The sequence below is a fragment of the Agrobacterium vitis genome (assembly GCF_013337045.2).
In the GTDB taxonomy this organism is placed as follows: domain Bacteria; phylum Pseudomonadota; class Alphaproteobacteria; order Rhizobiales; family Rhizobiaceae; genus Allorhizobium; species Allorhizobium vitis_B.
On sequence record NZ_CP118259.1, the window covers coordinates 3,564,173 to 3,585,137 of the forward strand.

Here is a 20,965-nt window from a genome sequence, read left to right on the forward strand (position 1 = left end):
GTTTCAGGGAGAGAGACACATGAAAACGGTGCGTTTGACAGCCGCTCAGGCTCTGGTGCGCTACCTTGCCAATCAGATGACGCCGGAAGGCGTGCCGTTTATTGCTGGCGTCTGGGCCATTTTCGGTCATGGCAATGTTGCGGGTCTGGGCGAGGCCTTGCAGGGAGCAAAAGATAGCATCACCACATGGCGCGGGCAGAATGAGCAATCCATGGCGCACGCGGCCATTGCCTATGCCAAACAGCTTGGCCGCCGCCGTGCTATGGCTGTCACCTCCTCCATTGGTCCCGGTGCGCTGAATATGGTCACGGCTGCGGCCTTGGCGCATGTCAACCGTCTTCCTGTTCTACTTTTACCCGGTGATGTGTTTGCCAATCGCGGACCCGATCCGGTGTTGCAGCAGGTGGAAGATTTCAATGATGGCGTGATGTCGGCCAATGATTGCTTTCGCCCCGTCAGCCGCTATTTCGACCGCATTTCCCGGCCTGAACATTTGTTGACAGCCCTGCCCCGCGCCTTTCGCACCATGACCGATCCCGCCGATTGCGGCCCGGTAACGCTGGCCTTTTGTCAGGACACGCAGGCCGAGGCCTATGATTATCCTGAGAGCTTTTTTGCACCCAAAATATGGCACATCCGCCGTCCGCAGCCCGATGCGTTTGAGCTGGAAACAGCGATTGCCGCTATCAAATCCGCCAAAAGCCCAGTGATTGTTGCAGGCGGCGGCGTGCATTTTTCCGGCGCCACGCAAACCTTGCTGGATTTTGCCCAAAACCACCAGATTCCGGTGGTGGAAACCCAGGCCGGAAAATCGGCCCTGCCATGGGATGATGCGCTGAATTTCGGACCCGTCGGCGTGACGGGTGCGGCCAGTGCCAACACGGTTTGCGAGGGTGCGGATCTCGTGATCGGAGTTGGCACACGGTTTCAGGATTTTACCACCGGGTCGTGGGCGCTGTTCAAGAACCCGAACCGCAAGATTCTGGCGCTGAATGTGCAGCCTTACGATAGCGCCAAGCATGATGCCTTGCCTTTGGTGGCGGATGCGAAAATCGGTCTGGAATTGATCTCGTCCGCTTTGGGCGATCATCGTTTTGCGGCACCGGATGCAAGCCTGAAGGCCGAATGGTTTGCCAAAGCCGATGCCGTCACCGCCGCACCAAAGGATGGCAACAGCCTGCCCACCGACATGCAGGTGATTGGTGCCGTGCAGCGCACTTCCCGCGACAATACCGTGGTGATGTGCGCCGCTGGCACCATGCCGGGCGAGTTGCACCAGCTCTGGAAATCCAAACTGCCACTGTCCTACCACATGGAATATGGCTTCTCCTGCATGGGCTATGAGATTGCAGGCGGCATGGGCATCAAGATGGCCGAGCCGGAGCGTGACGTGATCGTCATGGTTGGCGATGGCTCTTACATGATGATGAATTCCGAGCTGGTCACGGCCTGCGCTCTGGGTGTGAAAATCACCGTGGTGATCACCGATAACCGGGGCTACGGCTGCATCAACCGCCTGCAAATGGGCACGGGCGGGGCCGAGTTTAACAATCTTTACGCCCACACCTCGCATATCCACGCGCCACAGATCGATTTTGCCGCTCATGCTGCATCCATGGGAGCAGATAGCCGCAAGGTGACAACCATCGCCGAGCTGGAAGCCGCGCTGAATAGCGCCCGCGATGCCACAAGACCCACCGTGATTGTCATCGACACCGATCCTTACCCAACGCCGGAAGCTGGCGGGTACTGGTGGGATGTGGCGGTGCCAGAAGTTTCAGACCGCAAGGAAGTGCAACAGGCTCGCGCCCGCTACGAGGCAGCGCTCAAGGAAAGACATTAAGATGATTCTCTACGGAACCAACCCGATTGCATGGTCCAATGACGATGACCGCACGCTGGGTGCCCATATCAGCCTCGACCAATGCCTTGATGAGACCGCCAAAATCGGCTTCGACGGCATTGAAAAGGGCCATAAATTCCCGCAGGAACCAACGGCCCTGAAGGCTGTGTTGGAGCCACGCGGCCTTCGCTATGTCTCCGGCTGGCATTCGCTGAACCTGCTGACCAATTCGATTGAGGACGAAAAGGCAGCAATGCAGCCTGCCCTCGATCTGTTGAAGGCCATGGGCAGCAAGGTGATCATCGTCTGCGAAACATCGAATGCTATTCATGGCGATGATGGCAAGCCGGTGAATGATCGCCCGAAACTGGCAGATGCTGAGTGGGCAGGTTTTGGCGCAGGCGTAGAAGCTTTGGCCGAATTTGCGGCAGCGCAGGGCATTGCTCTGGTTTACCACCACCACATGGGCACGATTGTCGAGAGCGAAGAGGAAATCGACAAGCTGATGGCCAACACGGGTCCGCATGCCAAGCTGTTGCTGGATACCGGCCATTGCCTGTTTGGCGGCGGCAACCCGGAGCGCGTGGCAACCAGTTATATGAGCCGCGTGGGTCATATCCACGCCAAGAACATCCGCCCCGTGATTGCCAAGCAGGTGCGCGATGAAAAGCTCTCCTTCCTTGAAGGTGTTCGCCGTGGCGTGTTCACGGTGCCGGGCGATAGTGAGGGCGGTGTCAATTTTCCGCCGGTGCTGAAAATTGCAGGCGAACATGGCTATGAAGGCTGGTTGGTGATTGAGGCCGAGCAGGACCCGGATGTGCGTAATCCCTATGATTACCAGAGCCTTGGGCTTGCTTCGCTGAAGGCGATGGCCAAGGCTGCGGGGTTGGATAAGGCGGCTTAATCGGTCGGAGCGAGGGGGTTAAGCAAGCACCGACCTATGCTATATCCCTCCCACCACAGCCTCCAACGGTAGAGGGCCAGCCCCGACCCGAACACACAAGGTAAGCCCATGCAATTTCTCGATCCCCACCACCCGTTTTTTAAGCCGCTCTGGGTGCGCATTCTGGTCGTGCTGGTGCCGCTGGTCTGGGCGGGGGTCGAGCTTTATAATGGGTCTCAAACCTGGGCGATGATTTCGCTGGCGCTTGGGTTTTACGCCGGTCTGCAACTGTTCTGGGTGTTTTACAAAACGCCGGGAAAGGGAGATGAAAAATGACCAACCTATTGCGCAAGCCCGTGGCCGCCATTGGCAAAGTGCATGACATCACCCCGGAAAGCGCCAATTGGGGCTATGTCGGCTTTGGCCTTTATAAGCTGAAAGCAGGCGAAAAGGCCGCTGAACAGACGGGCGAGACGGAAGTGATTCTGGTGCTGGTCGAGGGCAAAGCCGAGATTTCGGCTGCGGGCAAAAGCTTCGGCGAGCTTGGCGACCGCATGAATGTATTTGAGAAAAAGCCGCCCCATTGCGTCTATATTCCGGCAGGCAGCGAGTGGAGCGCCATCGCCACCACGGATGTAACGCTGGCCGTCTGCACCGCGCCCGCAAAACCGGGCCGCGAGGCACAGGTGATTGGCCCGGCAGGCGTGGCCCTCACGGAGCGCGGCAAGGATGCCAACACTCGGTATATCTTCCCCATTGCCATGGAAGAGCGCGATGTGGCCGATAGCCTGCTGGTAACAGAAGTGTTTACCCCGCAGGGCAACTGGTCATCCTATCCGCCCCATCGGCATGACGAGGATAATTTTCCGGATATGACCTATCTGGAAGAGACCTATTATCATCGTTTGAATCCGGCTCAGGGCTTCGGCTTTCAGCGCGTCTTTACCGAAGATGGCTCATTGGACGAAACAATGGCCGTGTCCGATGGCGATGTGGTGTTGGTGCCAAAGGGCCACCATCCCTGCGGCGCGCCTTATGGCTATGAGATGTATTATCTCAATGTCATGGCCGGACCGATGCGCAAATGGCGCTTCCAGAACCACCCCGACCATGACTGGATTTTCAAACGCGACAATCCGCCAAAAGCTTAATGGTCCCTTCCCCAAAACCTCCACCAGGGGCGGGGAGGTTTGAAAGATGTTTCCCTGTATCCGGTGCCCGCAATATGGTGTTGATAGGCACCGGTTGGAAAACGCTTGTTTGCCTCGATCATAGGGAACGGCGAGTTTCTGGAGAGAAGAATATTGTCTATTAAAAAGGATAATAGTGCTGCATCATACGCGCCATTGTCTTTTTGACAGACAGCCTCGTCAACATAAGCATTTTTGACACTCAACGTGTTTGATCTTTCAGAAAAATCCACGCGATATACCGCCGCCCCCGTCCAACTCCGATGGAGAAATAGTGAGTGAGCGGCGAAGAAAATAACCCACTTATCCTCCATGGAATTTGGAATGAAACCCTTCTTGATCGTTTCATATTCCGCCAGTGAAAATCGTGCGGTATAGGGAATCGGCTTCAATTTGCCAAACGGTTGAATGTCCCATTGGTCAAAAGGCTCCAGCATTTGCCACCTCAGATTACAGGGATTGCCCGATCCTGGCTGTCCCCTTCTGGCCATTGTCGCGGATCCAATTGAGGCTTTTATCGCCGGTTTTATAGAGTTCGAAACACATCGGCGTGCCTTTGTACCAGGTGGTAAAGCGCTGGCAGAGGCGATCGCCATTGATCCACCATTTGCCGGTATCATTGGGCTTCACGAAGCGGCCGAGACCCAGAGCTTCTCCCGAACCGTCAACAACCCCGCTTGTGCGATAGTTCAGCGGAAACTCCCCGCCCATCGGCGTGGCGAGATAGATGCGCTTGCCTATGATGTCGCTTTTGATGTCGGTGGAGGTATATCGGCTTTCATTGGCGGCCTGCGCGGTGCCGGTAGCACACGCAACCAGGGCGATACTGATCAATAAACGTCGAAACGACATGATTCCAAGTCCTCCTGTGATCCATTGTTCTGAGTAGAATCGTAGAGGGGTTACGCAGCCCGTCAGCATTCGGATGACTGGCAGCACAATAAATGTCGCAAAAAGGTGGAAAATGCGTCGCTTTACATCAATGACATCGCTTCGCCCAAGCTATAGCGCACTCGTTATCGGCGCATCCGGCGGTATCGGTTCAGCCCTTTGCGCGATATTGGGGTCGGATAGTGCCTGTCGGGAGGTGGTGACGCTATCGCGCCGAGAGAACGGCTTCGACCTGATGGAGGAGGCGAGCATCGCCGCCTGTGCGGAGCGCCTGGCTGGTCAGGACCAAAGCTTCGATCTGATCATTTGTGCAACGGGCGCCTTGACCATTAACGGCGTTGGGCCAGAAAAAGCCATCAAAGCCGTAACTTCTGAAGCGATGGCGGCCCAATTTGCGCTGAATGCCATTGGCCCAGCGCTGGTGCTCAAATATTTCACGCCGCTTCTGGTGAAAAACAGCCGGTCGCTGATGGGTTTTCTGTCGGCACGGGTCGGTTCGATTGGCGATAATCGCCTTGGTGGCTGGATTTCCTATCGGGCATCCAAGGCAGCTCTCAACCAGATCGTTCATACCAGCGCTATCGAAATCGCCCGATCACGACCGCAATCCGTCATTGTCAGCCTGCATCCCGGCAGTGTAGATACCGGACTTTCTGCCAATTTCGCCGCGGGTCATGAGCGGTTTGCCCCGGATCACAGCGCTGGCCTGTTGCTATCCGTGCTCGACATACTCTCGCCCGCCCAGACCGGGGGCTTTTTCGCCTATGACGGTTCCGTGATCGAGTGGTAGCAACCAATCCGGAAGCCCGTTTGGCGCGTAGTTCAAGTATTGATAGCAATGAACCGGAGATTTGATCATGTCGGGACTGAAATCTGCACTTGCGGGTCTGGGCGTCGGACTATTTGCATCTATAAGCCCAGCAGTGGCGGCTGATTTTAGCTTCGAGGACTATTTCGTCGGCAAGACCGTGGCCGAGGGACACTTCGCCGCCATCAATGGTGTCAGTCGCAAATTCACCGTCGATCTCACTGGCAAATGGGATGGTCATATTCTGACACTGCGGGAGGATTTTCGCTTCGAGGATGGCACGCGTGACCGCAAAACCTGGCGGTTCGTCAAGACAGGGCCGACGACCTATACCGGAACCCGAGAGGATGTGGTGGGCAATGCGCTTGTGCGGCTGAGCGGCGATACCGCTCGTTTCAACTATCTCGTCTATCTCTCGCCCGAGACCCAGTCCAACAAGGTCCGGTTCTACGACAAGATGGTGTTGAAGCCGGATGGTACGGTGCTCAATACCGCCTGGGTGACGAAATTCGGCTTTCCGGTCGCCAAGACCACCGTGTCCTTCCAAAAGGCCGCACAGGCCACCAAGATAAAGGCGCAAAAGCGCGAAAGGATTGCACCGTGATGGTCATGTCATCCTCGTCGCGCGCCAGAGTCGCCTGGATCACCGGCGCCAGTTCCGGCATCGGTCGCGCGCTTGCGCTGAAATTGGCGCGTCAAGGCTATATCGTCGGCGTCAGCGCCCGGCGGGCTGAGGACCTGCTGGCGCTTGCGGCTGAAAATCCAGATCGAATTCATGCTTTTCCGCTGGATATTACCGACGGAAACGCTGTGAAACAGGTGGTGGGCGACATCGAAGCCAGGCTTGGCCCGATCGATATGGCGGTGTTTTCCGCAGGCTCCTATATCCGCGAAAATGCAGTGCGTTTCGAGGCCGAGCAATTGCGCCGGATGGTCGATCTTAATCTTGTCGGTACCGGCCATTGCCTGGAAGCGGTGATTGCCGTGATGGTCGCTCGCGGTAAAGGCCGGATCGGCCTTGTCGGTTCGGTCTCCGGCTATAGCGGACTGCCGGGCGGCGGCATTTACGGGGCAACCAAATCAGCGATGATCACCCTGGCCGAGGCCATGCGTCCGGGTCTTGCCGAAAAGGGCGTGGCGATCAGCATTATCAATCCGGGTTTTGTCAAAACGCCGCTGACCGACAAGAATGACTTTCCCATGCCCTTCCTGGTGACGGCTGAGCAGGCTGCCGATCACATTGAAAAAGGAATGGAGGCCGGAAAATTTGAAATCGCCTTTCCCTGGCAAATGGTCCTGTCGCTCAAGCTGTTGAGGCTTTTGCCCTATCCGCTCTATTTCGCATTGACGCGCAAGATGCTGCGGAAAACCTGAAATATTTCCGAATGTGATAACGTAAAAGGGGGCCTTCGCCCCCTTTTTGATTGATGATCGAACGTTTATTTTTCAAGCTCGAACTGCACCACATCAAGCCGTCCGGTTCGAAAGCCTGCGGCGCAGTAATGAAGGTAATAGCGCCACATGCGGAAGAAGCGCTCGTCAAACCCCAGCGGCGCGATTTTCGACCAATGGGCGGTAAAGCTCTTGTCCCAGGTGAGCAGAGTGCGCTCATAATCCAGACCAAAGCGGAAAGTATCGCAGGTTTTCAATCCCGATTTTTGCGCCGATGCTTCGAACCGCTCGACCGAGGGCAACATGCCTCCTGGAAAAATATAGGTCTGGATGAAATCCGCTTCGCGCTGATATTGCTCGAAACGGCTCTCATCCAGGGTGATGACCTGAACCACGGCCTTGCCGCCGTCTACCAGCAGATCGCGCACCCGGTTGAAATAGACCGGCCAGTTTTCCTCACCGACCGCCTCGAACATTTCGATGGAAACGATCTTGGTGAACCGGCCCTGCACATCCCGGTAATCTTCCAGCCGGATATCGCAGCGCTCGGCATATCCCGCTGCCTGCATCCGCTGGCGCGCATAGGCGGCCTGTTCGGTGGAAAGTGTCAGGCCCGTTACCCGGCACCCGCTGGCGCGGATGGCATGTTCGGCAAAGCCGCCCCAGCCGCAGCCGATTTCCAACACGTGATCGTCCGGTCCCAGCGCCAATTGGTCAACAATACGCTGGTATTTGGCGGCCTGTGCCTCGCCAAGCGATTGGCTAGGATGGGTGTAGAGCGCCGATGAATAGGTCATCGTCTCATCCAGCCAATGGCGATAAAAGGAGTTGCCGAGATCGTAATGGAAGGCGATGTTGCGCCGGCTCCCGGCCTTGGAATTGCGCCTGAGCTTATGGCGCAGCAGAGCCAGCTTGCCAAGCAGCGCGGAAGGTGACATCAGCCCGTGCCAATTGCCCTCATTGACAATGGCAAGTTCCAGAAATCCGGCAATATCGGGGCTGTCCCAGTCGCCATCCATATAGGATCTCGAAAAGCCGAGCGTTCCCGCCGACATCACCCGCCAGACCGGACGGGCGTTGTTTAGCTTCAGGACGGCAGAGGGTCCGGCTTCACGGCCGGTGACGTGGTGTTCCTTGCCGTCAGGAAACAGCAGCGTCAGATGGCCATGGGTCAGGCGGCCCGCCCAGCCGCACAGCACCCTTTGCCACAGCGGCGCGGAGGTGAGGGATAGTGTCGCGGTTTGCTGGTCGGCATGGGTCATGACGGGCTCCTTGCGTTTGCAGCCTCAGGCGGAATGATGGAACTGGCGACCGGGTTCTGCGCCTTGCGATGCCGATGCAATGGCACGCCTTTCGCCCAAAGTTTAAGGGCTTCCCAATGGATGGCACCCATGACTTTCAGTGTCATCAGCGGATAGCGGACCAGAACCTTGAACAAGCCCCGGTCATCAAGGGGGCGGCGCTTTCCGCAAAACGACGCATAGAGCAATGGCCCCTGTTCGTCGGCTTCGTTGATGGCGACTGTCACCGTTTCGCCCGGTGGCACGATTTTGAACCGGTAGAGGCATTCCATCGGCATGAAGGGCGAGACATACATCTGCTTGGCGCAGGCGTGGCGGATCGAGCCATCCTCTTCCACGCTAGCCGGAATGACATAGGTGTGCCGCTCGTGAAAGGTATTTTCAACCTCGTAAAGCAGGGCCAGCAGGTCGCCGGACGGCCCATAGCAATAATAAAGCGTCAAGGGATTGAAAACATAGCCGAACATGCGCGGATAGCAGAGCATGCTCACTTTCATGCCCTCGGTGTTAAGACCGGCCTGCTCGACATGGTTGGCAACCCACGTCTTCAAACCTCCCGGAATACCCAGGCCATGATCGCGGTCGTCAATTCTCAAGATGGCGCGGCGGTTATATCCCAGAAGCCAAAGCGACTTGTCTATATCAGGCAGTTCATCGAGATCGACCAGCAGGCAGAAGACCTTATATCGTAGACTATGCTTTTTAGGCCGGTGGCGTTGATGCACAACCGCACCGGTGAAAATTGCCGATGACCAGCTCATTGTGCAGCCGCCAGCACCGATTCGACAAAAATCCGGCCTGATTGGTTTTCCACCGACCACGGACGGGCAATTCCAGACAATTGTTCGGCAACAGCCAGGCCGGACTGAAGGCCGTCCTCGTGGAAGCCACTGCCGAAATGCGCACCGCAGAACCAGGTCCTGTTGCGCCCCTGCAATTGCCAGAGCTGGCGCTGGGCGGCGATTGCCTTGGCATCGAAAAGCGGATGGGTGTAGTTGAAGACCTGATGCACCTTGGACTCGTCGATGTCGCGCGAAGGATTGAGCGTTACGAACAGCGGAAGCGAGGCGTCGAGGCCCTGTAACCGGTTCATCCAATAGGTTACGCACAGCGGCCCTTCGCCAGACTTGCGCTCTTCGCCGATGTAATTCCAGCTTGCCCAGACCTGTTTGCGTTTAGGCATCAATCTGGTGTCGGAATGCAGCACGGCAACATTCTTAGTGTAATCGAAGCAGCCTAGCAGCGCCCGTTCCAACCCTTGCGCATCGTCCAGCAGCGCCAGTGCTTCATCCGCATGGGTGGCGACAACAACCTGATCGAAACGATCCTGATAGCCGCTTTGCGTGACGATCTTTACGCCCAGTGCGCTGCGGATAATGGCCTTGACCGGATCGTTGGCCCGGAAATCGGCATTGGTCGCCTGCTTGATGCGCAGGACATATTCACGGCTGCCCCCCGTGACCGTGCGCCATTGCGGCCTATTCTTCAACGTGACCAGACCGTGATTGATGAAGAACCGGACAAAGGCATTCAGCGGATAGGCCCGCATGTCGGCAGCCGTTGTTGACCAGATCGCAGCGCCCATAGGTAGCAGGTGATCCTCGATAAAGGCATTACTATAGGCTTCCAGATCGAGATAATCGCCAAGCGTTGCCGCTGTAAGGTCTTGGCGCTCGAGCAGCAAAGGGGCTTCCCGGTAAAAGCGCATGATATCGGCCACCATGCGCCAGAAGCGAGGGCGAACCACGTTGCTGCGCTGGCCAAGCAGACCCGCCAGCCCACAGCCGGAATATTCGAAACGGCCCGCATCCAGCGAGGCTGCGAAGGACATGTCGGAGGCCTGGTTTGGCACACCGAGATGATCGAACAGCGCAACGAGATTTGGATAATTGCGGTCGTTATAGACGATGAACCCGGTATCGACGGCCACCGGACCGTTTGGTCCCGCGACATTGACGGTGTTGGCATGGCCACCGAAGCGGTTTTCAGCTTCGAACACCGTGACATCGAAACCCTTGGACAATAGCCATGCGCAGGACAGACCGGAAATCCCCGATCCCACAACCGCAATGCGCTTTGTGCCTGTGGTCAATCCGCTGTCTAATCCGATCTTCATAAGAGCGGTCGCCTCCCGGTTGTTCGTTTACAGTATTTACGAACGCTAGCGGAGGCTGGATTGCCATGAGCGGATTTTTTTTCAGGCAGTGATCCAGCTTTCGCGACAAGGCGTAGAAAGCGCCATGACAATAATCATTTCCCAAGCGGCTCTGGAATGCCACAATAGAAGAGTGACGGCCCCGCGCCTTTTCAGACGCAGCCGGTTGGGTGGGAGATCCGTGCCTTCTGGCGCAAACGGGATGATTATGAAGGCTGAAACCGAAGACATGTCTTCCATGCTCGCAGCAGTTGCTCGCGAACGGGATGTGGAAGCATTCGAAACATTGTTCCGCCATTACGGTCCGCGCGTAAAGGCTTATATGGCTCGTCAGGCGCGTGACCAGCAGGCGGCAGAGGAATTGATGCAGGAAACCATGATGGTGGTCTGGAACAAGGCCGCATTATTCGATCCGGACCGGGGCAATGTCTCCGCCTGGATTTTTACCATCGCCAGAAATCTCCGGGTTTCGGCCTATCGCAAGCAGAACCGGCCGGAATTCGATCCGAACGATCCGGCCTTCGTGCCTGACGAGGTGATGCCAGCCGATCAGGATCTGGAAAACCGCCAGGATGCGGAAAGGCTGCACAAGGCCATGGGACAATTGCCGCAGGAGCAGTTGGAGCTGTTGCAACGGTCCTTCTTTCACGAAATTCCTCACAGCGCGCTTGCCAAGGAATTCAATCTGCCGCTCGGCACTGTGAAGTCGAGAATCCGCATGGCCTTTGCCAAGCTTCGTGCCGCCCTTGAAGACCGCTCAGAGGAGGATCGCTGATGACTGTTCACCATCATGTCAGCGATGAATTGCTGCTCGATTACGCCAATGGCAGCCTTGCCGAAGGCTGGGGAATCGCCATTGCCACCCATCTCGCCTTATGTCCCGATTGTCGCCGACGCCTCGCGGCCATGGAGGTGACTGCCGGGGCATTGTTGGAGGCGGAAAACCCTGTCGATGCCGATCTCAGCGTCGACCGCTCCTGGCAGGACATGCGAGCAAGGCTTGCTGCCTCCGGCGAACGGACCAGGGAAAGCACTGTCAGCCGGGTTGAACCGGCGCCGGACACCACCTCCCGGCAGTACGATGCGATCCTGCCGGAACCGCTTCGCTCCTATCTGGGGCAGGATATCGATGGTTTGAAATGGAAGTCGCTTGGGCGCGGTGCCTATCACATTCCGATCAAGACCCGCGATGGAGAAACCAGCGTGCGGTTGCTGCGCATTCCGGCCGGAAAGCCGGTGCCGGAACATAGCCATGGTGGGCGCGAGCTGACGCTGGTGCTGAAAGGCAGCTTCCATGATGGACAGGGCCGGTTTGCACGCGGCGACCTGGAGGAAGCCGACGAGCAGTTGGAACATCAGCCCATTGCCGAAGACGGCGAAGATTGCATTTGCCTTGCCGTCACGGACGCTCCTCTGCGCTTCAAGAGCCGCCTTGTCCGGCTGTTTCAGCCGATCCTCGGTATATAGCCGACACTTTAAAGGAGATGAAATCACATGCGCAGCTATGCGATTGCCTATTGTGCCACGGCTGCGGTGTTTTTCACCTTGGATTTCCTATGGCTCAGCAAGATTGCGCTGAGTTTTTACAAGTCCCGCATCGGCGATATGATGCGGGATCAGCCCAATTTCACCGCTGCGGGTCTGTTCTATCTGGTTTATATCGTCGGCATTGTTTATTTTGCGGTCAGTCCAGCCCTACAGAACGGCAGCCTGTTAACGGCTGTGGTTAGCGGCGCGCTTCTGGGGCTGATCGCCTATGGCACCTATGACATGACCAATCTGGCCACCTTGAAATCCTGGTCACTGACGCTCAGTCTGGTCGACATGGCCTGGGGCACGGTGCTGACGGCCACCGCCGCCGGGATTGGCTATCTGATTACCAGCCGGTTTGCATAAACGTTTCACGTGAGACGTCAGGCGCATTGCACCGCTTTCGTTTTGGATTATGATGAAAGAAAAACGAAAACGGGGAGGGGTGCATGTTTCTGTCTGCCCGGCAATCCGACATTCTCGACATCGCCAAGGCGGAAGGCCGGGTGCAGGTGGATGATCTGGCGGTTCGCTTTTCGGTGACGCCGCAAACCATCCGCAAGGATCTCAACGATCTCTGCGAGACGCGCCGACTGACGCGGGTCCACGGAGGCGCAATTTTTCCGAGTGGTGCCGAAAACGTTCGCTATGAAGCGCGCCGCTCGATGGCCGCGCCGGAAAAGCAGGCGATTGGCAGGGCTGCCGCCGAATTGATCCCCAGCAATGCATCTCTGTTCATCAATATCGGTACGACGACCGAGGCGGTGGGCGAAGCATTGCTTGATCACAAGGACCTGATGGTCATTACCAATAATATCAATGTTGCCAATCGCCTGCGGGTTTTTCCAGGCATTGAGGTGGTAATCGCTGGCGGCGTTGTGCGTGGCTCCGATGGCGGGATCGTCGGGGAAGCGGCGGTGGATTTCATCCGGCAGTTCAAGGTGGATTATGCGGTGATCGGCGCTTCGGCCATCGATCCGGATGGCGCATTGCTGGACTACGATTACCGGGAGGTCAAGGTGGCGCAGGCGATTATCGCCAATGCCCGGCACGTGATTCTTGTGGCCGATTCCTCCAAATTCGAGCGCGCCGCCCCGGTGCGCATTGGCCATCTCAGCCAGGTTCACACATTCATCACTGACGTCTGCGATATCGAGGGTCTTGCCGCTATTTGCCGTGAGCATGACGTGCGGTTGATCGAAGCATTCCGGGGCCCATAGCCGCCTGATTAATAGGGACTGCTAAACTTTCGTTTGACATTCGTTTTAAGTTCGTTTTAGCTATATCAAGTTTCGCATGCGCACTATAATGCTGCATTGCGAAAGGGAGAGAAACGTGTCCGGCGATCCTGTCTTCGACATATTTGTTATTGGTGGTGGTATTAACGGCTGCGGCATCGCCCGTGACGCCGTCGGGCGCGGCTATACCGTTGCGCTGGCGGAAATGAACGATTTCGCCTCTGGCACGTCTTCGGGCGCCACCAAGCTCATTCACGGTGGATTGCGCTACCTTGAACATTATGAATTTCGGCTGGTGCGCGAAGCGCTGATGGAGCGCGAAGTGCTCTGGGCGATGGCGCCGCATATCATTTGGCCGATGCGTTTCGTGCTGCCGTTCCACAAGGGCGGCATTCGTCCCGCCTGGCTGATCCGGCTTGGCCTGTTTCTCTACGATCATCTGGGTGGTCGCAAATTGCTGCCCGCCACCAAAACATTGAATATGCGCAAGGACAAGGCGGGCAAGCCGCTGAAGCCATTGTTTACTCGCGCCTTTGAATATTCCGACGGCTGGGTTGATGATGCCCGTTTCGTCGTGCTGAATGCCCGCGACGCTGCGGATCGTGGTGCCACAATCCTCAGCCGCAACCGCGTTATCGGCGCGCACCGGGATGGCGATCTCTGGATCATCGAGGTCGAGGATCGCTCCAGTCGCGCCCGCAGCACCTACAAGGCACGGATGCTGGTCAATGCGGGCGGGCCGTGGGTCGATAGCGTGCTATCCAATGCGGTCGGCAGAAACAATGTTCATAATGTGCGGCTGGTGCAGGGCAGCCATATCGTGGTAAGGAAGAAGTTCGATGATCCCCGTGCCTATTTCTTCCAGAATCCGGACAATCGCATCATCTTCGCCATTCCCTATGAGACGGATTTCACCCTGATCGGCACGACTGATCAGGATTATCAGGGCGATCCGAAGGATGTGAAGATTTCGCAAGGCGAGATCTCCTATCTCTGCGATGCTGCCAGCGAATATTTTGCCGAGCCGGTCCGGCCTGAGGACATTGTCTGGTCCTATTCCGCCGTGCGGCCACTCTATGATGACGGTGCCTCCAAAGCGCAGGAGGCCACCCGCGATTACGTGCTGAAACTGGAAACGCCGGAAAAATCCGCGCCGCTGCTCAACGTGTTCGGCGGCAAGCTCACCACCTATCGGCGTCTGGGTGAACATGCATTGGAAAAGATCGGTGAGGCGATCGGCGTCAAGGGCAAGCCCTGGACCGCGACCAGCCATTTGCCGGGCGGTGATTTTCCGGCAACCGGCTATCTGGCGGAAGTGGAGAGGCTGCAAAAGGCCTTTCCGTTCCTGGAGGATCGGTGCGCGCGCCGGCTTGTACGGTGCTATGGAACCTTTGCCACGACGATCATAAATGGAGCCAAAAGCCTGGAGGGGCTGGGGCGCTATTTCGGGGGAACCCTGTATCAGGTTGAAGTCGATTGGCTGATTGCCCGTGAATGGGCGGCAACGGCGGAGGATATTCTCTGGCGCCGCACCAAACAGGGCCTGTTCCTGAGTGCCGAACAGGCAAAGGTGCTGAAAGACTATATCGAGGAGGCGCGGGCGGCCTGACAGGCCAATCGCGCAAGAGGGAGTGCCGGATAAGAACCTGGACCGTGTTGGTCAAAGGGTTTGAGCGCGGCAAATACAAGAATGATAGCGGATGGATGTGTCGGTTCCGACGCAGACCGTTGTCATTGTCGGCGGGCGGAGGAGGCCTGACGCACAATGCTGGAATTGCGAAACCTGTCCAAGGTGGTGGCGGGGGATGTTCACATCCATCCCGTCAACCTGACCCTGCAACGCGGGTCGCTGAACGTTCTGCTTGGGCCGACCCTGTCGGGCAAGACATCATTGATGCGGCTGATGGCCGGGCTGGACAAGCCGACATCCGGCTCCCTGCTGTTCGATGGCAAAGACGTCACGGGTTTGCGGGTACAGGACCGGTCGGTTGCCATGGTCTACCAGCAATTCATCAATTATCCGGCCCTCAGCGTCTATGAAAACATCGCTTCGCCGCTCAGGGTGCGCAAAGTCGATAGGGCCACCATCGATCGGGAGGTGAAAAAAGCTGCCGAGCTTTTGAAGCTGACGCCCTATCTGGAGCGCACGCCGCTCAATCTTTCCGGTGGCCAGCAGCAGCGCACGGCGCTGGCCCGCGCCATCGTCAAGCAGGCCAGCCTGGTGCTGTTGGATGAACCGCTGGCCAATCTGGACTATAAATTGCGCGAGGAATTGCGCGAGGAACTGCCGAAGATCTTTGCCGAACTGGGGGCGATTTTCGTCTATGCGACGACGGAGCCGTCGGAAGCCCTGCTTCTGGGTGGGTACACCGCCACGCTTTCGGAAGGCCGCGTCACGCAATACGGCCCGACCATCGACGTCTATCGCCGCCCGGCAGACCTGAAAACCGCCAGAACCTTTGCCGATCCGCCGTTGAACACCGTTCAGGCCATCCGGCGCGAGGACCATTTCATGATCGGCGGCATTCCGGTTCTGACGGTGCCGCAGCACCTTTCGCATGTGCCGGAGGAGCCGTTGACGCTGGGCTTTCACCCGCATCACCTGTCGTTGGCGACCGATGGTGCACGTGCTCTCACGGCCCGCTCAATGATCTCGGAAATTTCCGGCTCGGAAAGCTATATTCATCTCGATTATGCCGGGGAGCGCTGGGTGATGCTGGAGCATGGCATTCACGATATCGAACCGGGCCGCGATGTGCAGGTCCATCTCGATACCCGCCACCTGATGGCCTTCGATGCCAGTGGCCGGGCGCTTGCCGGACATCTGGCCGGACAGGGGGAGTAAAAGATGGCCCGAATTTCCCTCGATCATATCCGCCACGCCTATGGCCCGAAGGGGCTCGCCAATCCGCTCTATGCACTGAAGGAAGTGCATCACGAGTTTGATGATGGCGGCGCCTATGCCCTGCTCGGTCCCTCCGGCTGCGGCAAGACCACCCTGCTCAACATCATGTCCGGCCTGTTGCAGCCTTCGGATGGGCGCATCCTGTTTGGCGATAAGGATGTGACGCAACTGTCCACCGAGGCGCGCAACATTGCCCAGGTGTTCCAGTTTCCCGTCGTCTACGACACCATGACCGTTTACGACAACCTGGCCTTTCCGCTCAGAAATCGGCGTGTACCGGAGGCGGAAGTCGATGTGCGGGTGCGCACCATTCTGAAAATGATCGATCTCGAAGCCTGGGCCAAGCGCAAGGCGCAGGGTCTGACCGCCGACCAGAAGCAGAAGATCTCGCTTGGTCGTGGATTGGTGCGCTCCGATGTCAATGCCATCCTGTTCGATGAGCCGCTGACGGTGATCGATCCGCATATGAAATGGATGCTGCGCGCCCAACTCAAGCAATTGCATCGGGAATTCGCCTATACCATGGTCTATGTCACCCATGACCAGACCGAGGCGCTGACCTTCGCCGACAAGGTGGTGGTGATGTATGACGGACAGATTGTCCAGATCGGTACGCCAGCCGAATTGTTCGACCGCCCGAAACATACATTCGTCGGCTATTTCATCGGCTCGCCGGGCATGAATGTGCTGGCCGCTGGCATCGATGGTGATACCGCGATGATCGGCGGAGAGCGGGTTTCCCTCCCGGGCCGTCCGGTCATCCCGGGCGAAGCCCTTACCGAGCTTGGCATTCGCCCGGAATTCATTCGCCTTGGCCGCGAGGGCATGCCGGTGCAGATTTCCAAAGTCGAGGATATCGGCCGCCAGAAAATCGTGCGCGCCCGTTTTGCCGATCAGCCGATTTCTATCGTGCTGCGGGAAGATGCCGATATTCCCACTGAGCCGAAGGTGAGCTTCGATCCGGCCGCCATCAATATCTACGCAAATTCCTGGCGGGTTGATTTCGCCGGTGCCGGATTGGGAGGGTTAAGGCCATGAACAAGACCTGGAATAACAAGGCCTGGTTTCTGGTGCTGCCGGTGCTGCTGCTGGTCGCCTTTTCCGCTGTCATTCCGCTGATGACCGTGGTGAATTATTCGGTGCAGGACACGTTCGGCAATAACGACTTCTTCTGGGCTGGTTCGGACTGGTTTACCCAGACCCTGCAATCGGAACGGTTCTGGGATGCGCTATGGCGCAACCTGATCTTCTCGATGATCATTCTCGCCATCGAAGTGCCGCTTGGTATCCTGATCGCGCTGAACATGCCGAAGACCGGGCTTGGCGTGCCTGTCTGCCTGGTGCTGATGGCCCTGCCGCTGCTGATCCCGTGGAACGTGGTCGGCACCATCTGGCAGGTGTTCGGGCGCAGCGATATCGGCCTTCTCGGCTATACTCTCAATGCCATCGGTCTCGATTATAATTACGTGGCCAATCCATTCGATGCCTGGGCGACAATCGTCGTCATGGATGTTTGGCATTGGACCAGTCTTGTCGTGCTGCTGTGCTATGCCGGTCTGGTGTCGATCCCCGACGCCTATTACCAGGCGGCCCGGATTGATGGCGCCTCGCGCTGGTCGGTGTTTCGCTACATCCAGCTGCCGAAGATGAAGCAGGTGCTGCTGATTGCCGTGCTGCTGCGCTTCATGGACAGTTTCATGATCTATACCGAGCCTTTCGTCGTCACCGGTGGCGGTCCGGGCAATTCCACCACTTTCCTGTCGATTGATCTGGTGAAAATGGCGCTCGGCCAGTTCGACCTCGGGCCTGCGGCGGCGATGTCGATCATCTACTTCCTGATCATCCTGCTGCTGTCCTGGGTCTTCTACACTGTCATGACCCATAGCGATGCCCAGAGCGCTACCGCACCGAAGGGGGACTAAGTCATGAATAACAGCCGTTCCCTTCGCTCAGTGCTGATCATCAGCCTTTATATCCTGTTTCTGTTGTTGCCGATCTACTGGCTCGTCAACATGAGCTTCAAGACCAACCAGGAAATCCTCAGCTCGCTGACGCTCTATCCGCATGAGCCGACGCTGAAGAATTACATCACCATCTTCACCGACCAGTCCTGGTATTCGGGCTATATCAACTCGATCATCTATGTGGTGCAGAACATGGTGATTTCGGTCGCCTGCGCGCTTCCGGCTGCCTATGCCTTCTCGCGCTACCGGTTTCTCGGCGACAAGCATCTGTTTTTCTGGCTGCTGACCAATCGCATGGCGCCACCCGCCGTCTTTGCGCTGCCGTTCTTCCAGCTCTATTCGGCCTTCGACATGATCGACACGCATATTGCGGTGGCGCTTGCCCATTGCCTATTCAACGTGCCGCTGGCGGTGTGGATTCTGGAAGGTTTCATGTCCGGTATCCCCAAGGAAATCGATGAAACGGCTTATATCGACGGCTATTCATTCCCGCGCTTCTTCGTGAAGATCTTCATACCGCTGATTGCCTCCGGCATCGGGGTCGCGGCTTTCTTCTGCTTCATGTTCTCGTGGGTAGAATTGTTGATCGCCCGCACGCTGACCACTGTCGATGCCAAGCCGATTGCCGCTGTCATGACCCGCACGGTGTCAGCCTCCGGCGTCGATTGGGGTCTGCTGGCTGCCGCCGGTGTGCTGACGCTGATCCCCGGTGCCGTGGTGATCTATTTCGTTCGCAACTATATCGCCAAGGGCTTTGCCCTCGGCCGCGTCTGAGGAGGAGGACTTGATGAACCTGTCATGGATGGCCTGGACCACGCCCACGGCCTTGTTTTTCATCACCATTCTGGCGTTGCTGATCGCCCTGTCGGTCTGGGAATATGTTTCGCCCGGCGGCAATCCGCGCGTCGGCATCCTGCGGTTCGAGACGACACGCGGCGACAGGCTTTTCGTGTCGCTGCTCGGCTCCGCCTTCATTCATCTCGCATGGTTGGGGCTATCCAGTCTCAGCCTGTGGTGGGCTCTCGGTCTTTCGGTCATCTACGCTATCGGCGTGTTCCGGACGGTTTGAAGCTTTAAGACTACGCATGCAATCGCAAACTCTGGGAGGACATGATGCGAAAGCACTTAATGACGACAACGGCGGCGATGCTGCTGGCTATGACTGGTGCTGCCTATGCCGGGATGGATGAGGCCAAGCAATTTCTCGATCAGGAGATCAAGGGGGAATCCTCGCTGTCGCGGGCGGATCAGGAAAAGCAGATGCAATGGTATGTGGATGCGGCCAAGCCCTTTGCGGGCATGGAAATCCATGTCGTCTCCGAATCGCTGACCACCCATGCCTACGAATCCAAGGTGCTGGCACCATGGTTCAGCAAGATCACCGGCATCAAGCTCATTCACGACGTCATTCAGGAGGGTGATGTCGTCGAAAAAATCCAGACCCAGATGCAGACCGGCCAGAACCTTTATGACGGCTGGGTCAATGATTCCGACTTCATCGGCACCCATTGGCGCTATGGCCAGGTTCGCAACCTGACGGACTGGATGACGGGCGAGGGCAAGGATGTCACCGATCCGATGCTGGACTTGAAGGATTACATCGGCCTGTCCTTCACGACAGCCCCGGATGGTAAGCTCTACCAGCTTCCCGACCAGCAATTCGCCAACCTCTATTGGTTCCGCTACGATTGGTTCAACGACCCGAATATCAAGGAGGAGTTCAAGAAGGAATACGGCTACGAACTGGGTGTGCCGGTCAATTGGTCGGCCTATGAGGACATCGCCAAATTCTTCACCGGACGCGAGATTGGCGGCAAGAAAGTCTATGGCAGCATGGACTATGGCAAGAAGGACCCCTCGCTCGGTTGGCGCTTTACCGATGCCTGGCTGTCGATGGCCGGCAATGGCGACAAGGGCCTGCCGAATGGCAAGCCCGTCGATGAATGGGGCATCCGCGTCAATGACAAGGACCAGCCGACCGGTTCCTGCGTCGATCGCGGTGGCGACACCAACGGGGCGGCCTCAGTCTATGCCGTTACCAAGTATTTGGAATGGTTGAAGAAATATACCCCGCCGGAAGCGCAGGGCATGACCTTCTCCGAATCCGGCCCGGTTCCCGCCCAGGGTAATATCGCCCAGCAGATCTTCTGGTATACGGCCTTTACCGCCGATATGGCCAAGCCCGGCCTGCCCGTTGTCAATGACGATGGTACGCCGAAATGGCGCGTCGCACCATCGCCGCATGGTTCCTACTGGCATGAAGGTCAAAAGCTCGGCTATCAGGATGTCGGCTCCTGGACGCTGATGAAGTCCACGCCAACGGATCGCGCCAAGGCTGCCTGGCTCTATGCCCAGTTCGTCACCTCCAAAACCGTGGATGTGAAGAAAAGCCAGACCGGCCTGACTTTCATCCGCCAATCCTCGATCATGGACAAGACGTTTACGGATCGCGCTCCAAAGCTCGGCGGCTTGGTGGAATTCTACCGTTCACCGGCCCGCGTGCAGTGGACGCCGACCGGAACCAATGTGCCTGATTATCCGAAGCTGGCGCAATTGTGGTGGCAGAATATTGGCGATGCGGCAGCCGGTGCCAAGACCCCGCAGGAAGCCATGGATGCCTTGTGCAAAGCCCAGGAGGGCATTCTCTCCCGTCTGGAACGCGCCAAGGTCCAGGGCGAATTCGGCCCCAAGCTGAACGAGCCGAAGGACGCCGCCTATTGGGAAAAATATGCCAAGGATCATGGCAGCCTGGCACCGCAGCCCAAGCTGGCCAACGAAAAGGAAAAGCCGATCACCATCAATTACGATGAACTGGTGAAAAGCTGGCAGAAGTAAAAAACATCAATAATCGATGCCGCGCATAAT

At 57.3% G+C, this 20,965-nt stretch carries 23 protein-coding genes; 18 read left to right on the forward strand and 5 right to left on the reverse strand.

The features are described 5' to 3' along the window. Positions 1 to 19 precede the first annotated feature (19 nt). The 4 genes from iolD to iolB all read left to right on the forward strand — a co-directional run bounded on the left by iolD (position 20) and on the right by iolB (position 3,877). Positions 20 to 1,843 carry a 3D-(3,5/4)-trihydroxycyclohexane-1,2-dione acylhydrolase (decyclizing) gene (gene iolD / locus G6L01_RS16765; protein WP_174089163.1) on the forward strand — a complete coding sequence of 608 codons (1,824 nt, stop codon included), beginning with the start codon at positions 20 to 22 and terminating at the stop codon, positions 1,841 to 1,843. Position 1,844: 1 nt separating this feature from the next. Next, positions 1,845 to 2,747 (forward strand): myo-inosose-2 dehydratase, encoded by a 903-nt coding sequence (iolE, locus tag G6L01_RS16770; protein WP_070164130.1) that lies wholly within the window; start codon positions 1,845 to 1,847, stop codon positions 2,745 to 2,747. Positions 2,748 to 2,855: 108 nt separating this feature from the next. Continuing rightward, positions 2,856 to 3,062, forward strand: coding sequence for a hypothetical protein (locus G6L01_RS16775; RefSeq protein WP_070164129.1), 207 nt, complete (start codon positions 2,856 to 2,858; stop codon positions 3,060 to 3,062). Continuing rightward, positions 3,059 to 3,877: a 5-deoxy-glucuronate isomerase gene (iolB, locus tag G6L01_RS16780; protein ID WP_070164128.1), complete on the forward strand. Its 819-nt coding sequence runs from the start codon at positions 3,059 to 3,061 to the stop codon at positions 3,875 to 3,877. Before G6L01_RS16775 ends, iolB begins: the two co-directional genes overlap by 4 nt. On the opposite strand, the gene G6L01_RS16785 is transcribed toward iolB, so the two are convergent. Then, positions 3,874 to 4,353: a hypothetical protein gene (locus G6L01_RS16785; protein WP_070164127.1), complete on the reverse strand. Its 480-nt coding sequence runs from the start codon at positions 4,351 to 4,353 to the stop codon at positions 3,874 to 3,876. The genes iolB and G6L01_RS16785 overlap by 4 nt on opposite strands. 13 nt (positions 4,354 to 4,366) lie before the next feature. Then, positions 4,367 to 4,768 carry a hypothetical protein gene (locus G6L01_RS16790; protein WP_070164126.1) on the reverse strand — a complete coding sequence of 134 codons (402 nt, stop codon included), beginning with the start codon at positions 4,766 to 4,768 and terminating at the stop codon, positions 4,367 to 4,369. Positions 4,769 to 4,880: 112 nt separating this feature from the next. On the opposite strand from G6L01_RS16790, the gene G6L01_RS16795 reads away from it, so the two are divergent. From G6L01_RS16795 to G6L01_RS16805, 3 genes are all read left to right on the forward strand, one after another. Beyond that, complete coding sequence (locus G6L01_RS16795; RefSeq protein WP_234891950.1) at positions 4,881 to 5,597, forward strand: SDR family NAD(P)-dependent oxidoreductase; 717 nt, start codon at positions 4,881 to 4,883, stop codon at positions 5,595 to 5,597. Positions 5,598 to 5,664: 67 nt separating this feature from the next. Continuing rightward, entirely contained in the window at positions 5,665 to 6,219 is a 555-nt protein-coding gene (locus tag G6L01_RS16800) for a DUF3833 family protein (RefSeq protein ID WP_070164124.1), read from the forward strand. Beyond that, the gene (locus G6L01_RS16805) at positions 6,219 to 6,989 is read left to right on the forward strand and encodes an SDR family NAD(P)-dependent oxidoreductase (protein WP_070164123.1); all 771 of its coding nucleotides are present in this window, start codon (positions 6,219 to 6,221) and stop codon (positions 6,987 to 6,989) included. The genes G6L01_RS16800 and G6L01_RS16805 overlap by 1 nt, the downstream gene beginning before the upstream one ends. A 65-nt stretch (positions 6,990 to 7,054) precedes the next feature. Here the strand turns inward: G6L01_RS16805 and G6L01_RS16810 are convergent, their stop codons facing one another. The 3 genes from G6L01_RS16810 to G6L01_RS16820 are packed head-to-tail and all read right to left on the reverse strand — an operon-like array spanning position 7,055 to position 10,424. Continuing rightward, positions 7,055 to 8,269, reverse strand: a complete 1,215-nt coding sequence (locus tag G6L01_RS16810) for an SAM-dependent methyltransferase (protein ID WP_070164122.1) — start codon at positions 8,267 to 8,269, stop codon at positions 7,055 to 7,057. Then, positions 8,266 to 9,069 carry a DUF1365 domain-containing protein gene (locus tag G6L01_RS16815; protein WP_070164121.1) on the reverse strand — a complete coding sequence of 268 codons (804 nt, stop codon included), beginning with the start codon at positions 9,067 to 9,069 and terminating at the stop codon, positions 8,266 to 8,268. The genes G6L01_RS16810 and G6L01_RS16815 overlap by 4 nt, the downstream gene beginning before the upstream one ends. Then, positions 9,066 to 10,424, reverse strand: coding sequence for an NAD(P)/FAD-dependent oxidoreductase (locus G6L01_RS16820; RefSeq protein WP_070164120.1), 1,359 nt, complete (start codon positions 10,422 to 10,424; stop codon positions 9,066 to 9,068). The genes G6L01_RS16815 and G6L01_RS16820 overlap by 4 nt, the downstream gene beginning before the upstream one ends. Positions 10,425 to 10,671: 247 nt before the next feature. Between G6L01_RS16820 and G6L01_RS16825 the strand changes: the two genes are divergently transcribed. From G6L01_RS16825 to G6L01_RS16875, 11 genes are all read left to right on the forward strand, one after another. Continuing rightward, positions 10,672 to 11,238 (forward strand): sigma-70 family RNA polymerase sigma factor, encoded by a 567-nt coding sequence (locus G6L01_RS16825; protein ID WP_070164141.1) that lies wholly within the window; start codon positions 10,672 to 10,674, stop codon positions 11,236 to 11,238. Beyond that, positions 11,238 to 11,930: a ChrR family anti-sigma-E factor gene (locus G6L01_RS16830; protein WP_070164119.1), complete on the forward strand. Its 693-nt coding sequence runs from the start codon at positions 11,238 to 11,240 to the stop codon at positions 11,928 to 11,930. Before G6L01_RS16825 ends, G6L01_RS16830 begins: the two co-directional genes overlap by 1 nt. A gap of 27 nt (positions 11,931 to 11,957) precedes the next feature. Continuing rightward, positions 11,958 to 12,359: a DUF2177 family protein gene (locus tag G6L01_RS16835; protein ID WP_070164118.1), complete on the forward strand. Its 402-nt coding sequence runs from the start codon at positions 11,958 to 11,960 to the stop codon at positions 12,357 to 12,359. An 83-nt stretch (positions 12,360 to 12,442) separates the two neighbouring features. After that, entirely contained in the window at positions 12,443 to 13,213 is a 771-nt protein-coding gene (locus G6L01_RS16840) for a DeoR/GlpR family DNA-binding transcription regulator (protein WP_070164117.1), read from the forward strand. Positions 13,214 to 13,289: 76 nt separating this feature from the next. Further along, positions 13,290 to 14,840, forward strand: coding sequence for a glycerol-3-phosphate dehydrogenase (locus G6L01_RS16845; protein WP_197432336.1), 1,551 nt, complete (start codon positions 13,290 to 13,292; stop codon positions 14,838 to 14,840). 156 nt (positions 14,841 to 14,996) lie between these two features. Then, positions 14,997 to 16,076 (forward strand): ABC transporter ATP-binding protein, encoded by a 1,080-nt coding sequence (locus G6L01_RS16850; RefSeq protein ID WP_070164115.1) that lies wholly within the window; start codon positions 14,997 to 14,999, stop codon positions 16,074 to 16,076. Between the two features lie 3 nt (positions 16,077 to 16,079). Then, on the forward strand, positions 16,080 to 17,174 hold the full coding sequence (locus G6L01_RS16855; protein WP_070164114.1) for an ABC transporter ATP-binding protein: 1,095 nt from the start codon (positions 16,080 to 16,082) through the stop codon (positions 17,172 to 17,174). Continuing rightward, a complete protein-coding gene (locus G6L01_RS16860; protein WP_070147458.1) occupies positions 17,171 to 18,058 on the forward strand; it encodes a carbohydrate ABC transporter permease in 888 nt (295 codons plus the stop codon). The genes G6L01_RS16855 and G6L01_RS16860 overlap by 4 nt, the downstream gene beginning before the upstream one ends. 3 nt (positions 18,059 to 18,061) lie before the next feature. Next, positions 18,062 to 18,874: an ABC transporter permease subunit gene (locus tag G6L01_RS16865; RefSeq protein ID WP_139190163.1), complete on the forward strand. Its 813-nt coding sequence runs from the start codon at positions 18,062 to 18,064 to the stop codon at positions 18,872 to 18,874. A gap of 13 nt (positions 18,875 to 18,887) precedes the next feature. Continuing rightward, entirely contained in the window at positions 18,888 to 19,169 is a 282-nt protein-coding gene (locus G6L01_RS16870; RefSeq protein ID WP_070164113.1) for a DUF2160 domain-containing protein, read from the forward strand. A 44-nt stretch (positions 19,170 to 19,213) separates the two neighbouring features. Continuing rightward, positions 19,214 to 20,935: an ABC transporter substrate-binding protein gene (locus G6L01_RS16875; protein WP_070164112.1), complete on the forward strand. Its 1,722-nt coding sequence runs from the start codon at positions 19,214 to 19,216 to the stop codon at positions 20,933 to 20,935. Positions 20,936 to 20,965 lie beyond the last annotated feature (30 nt).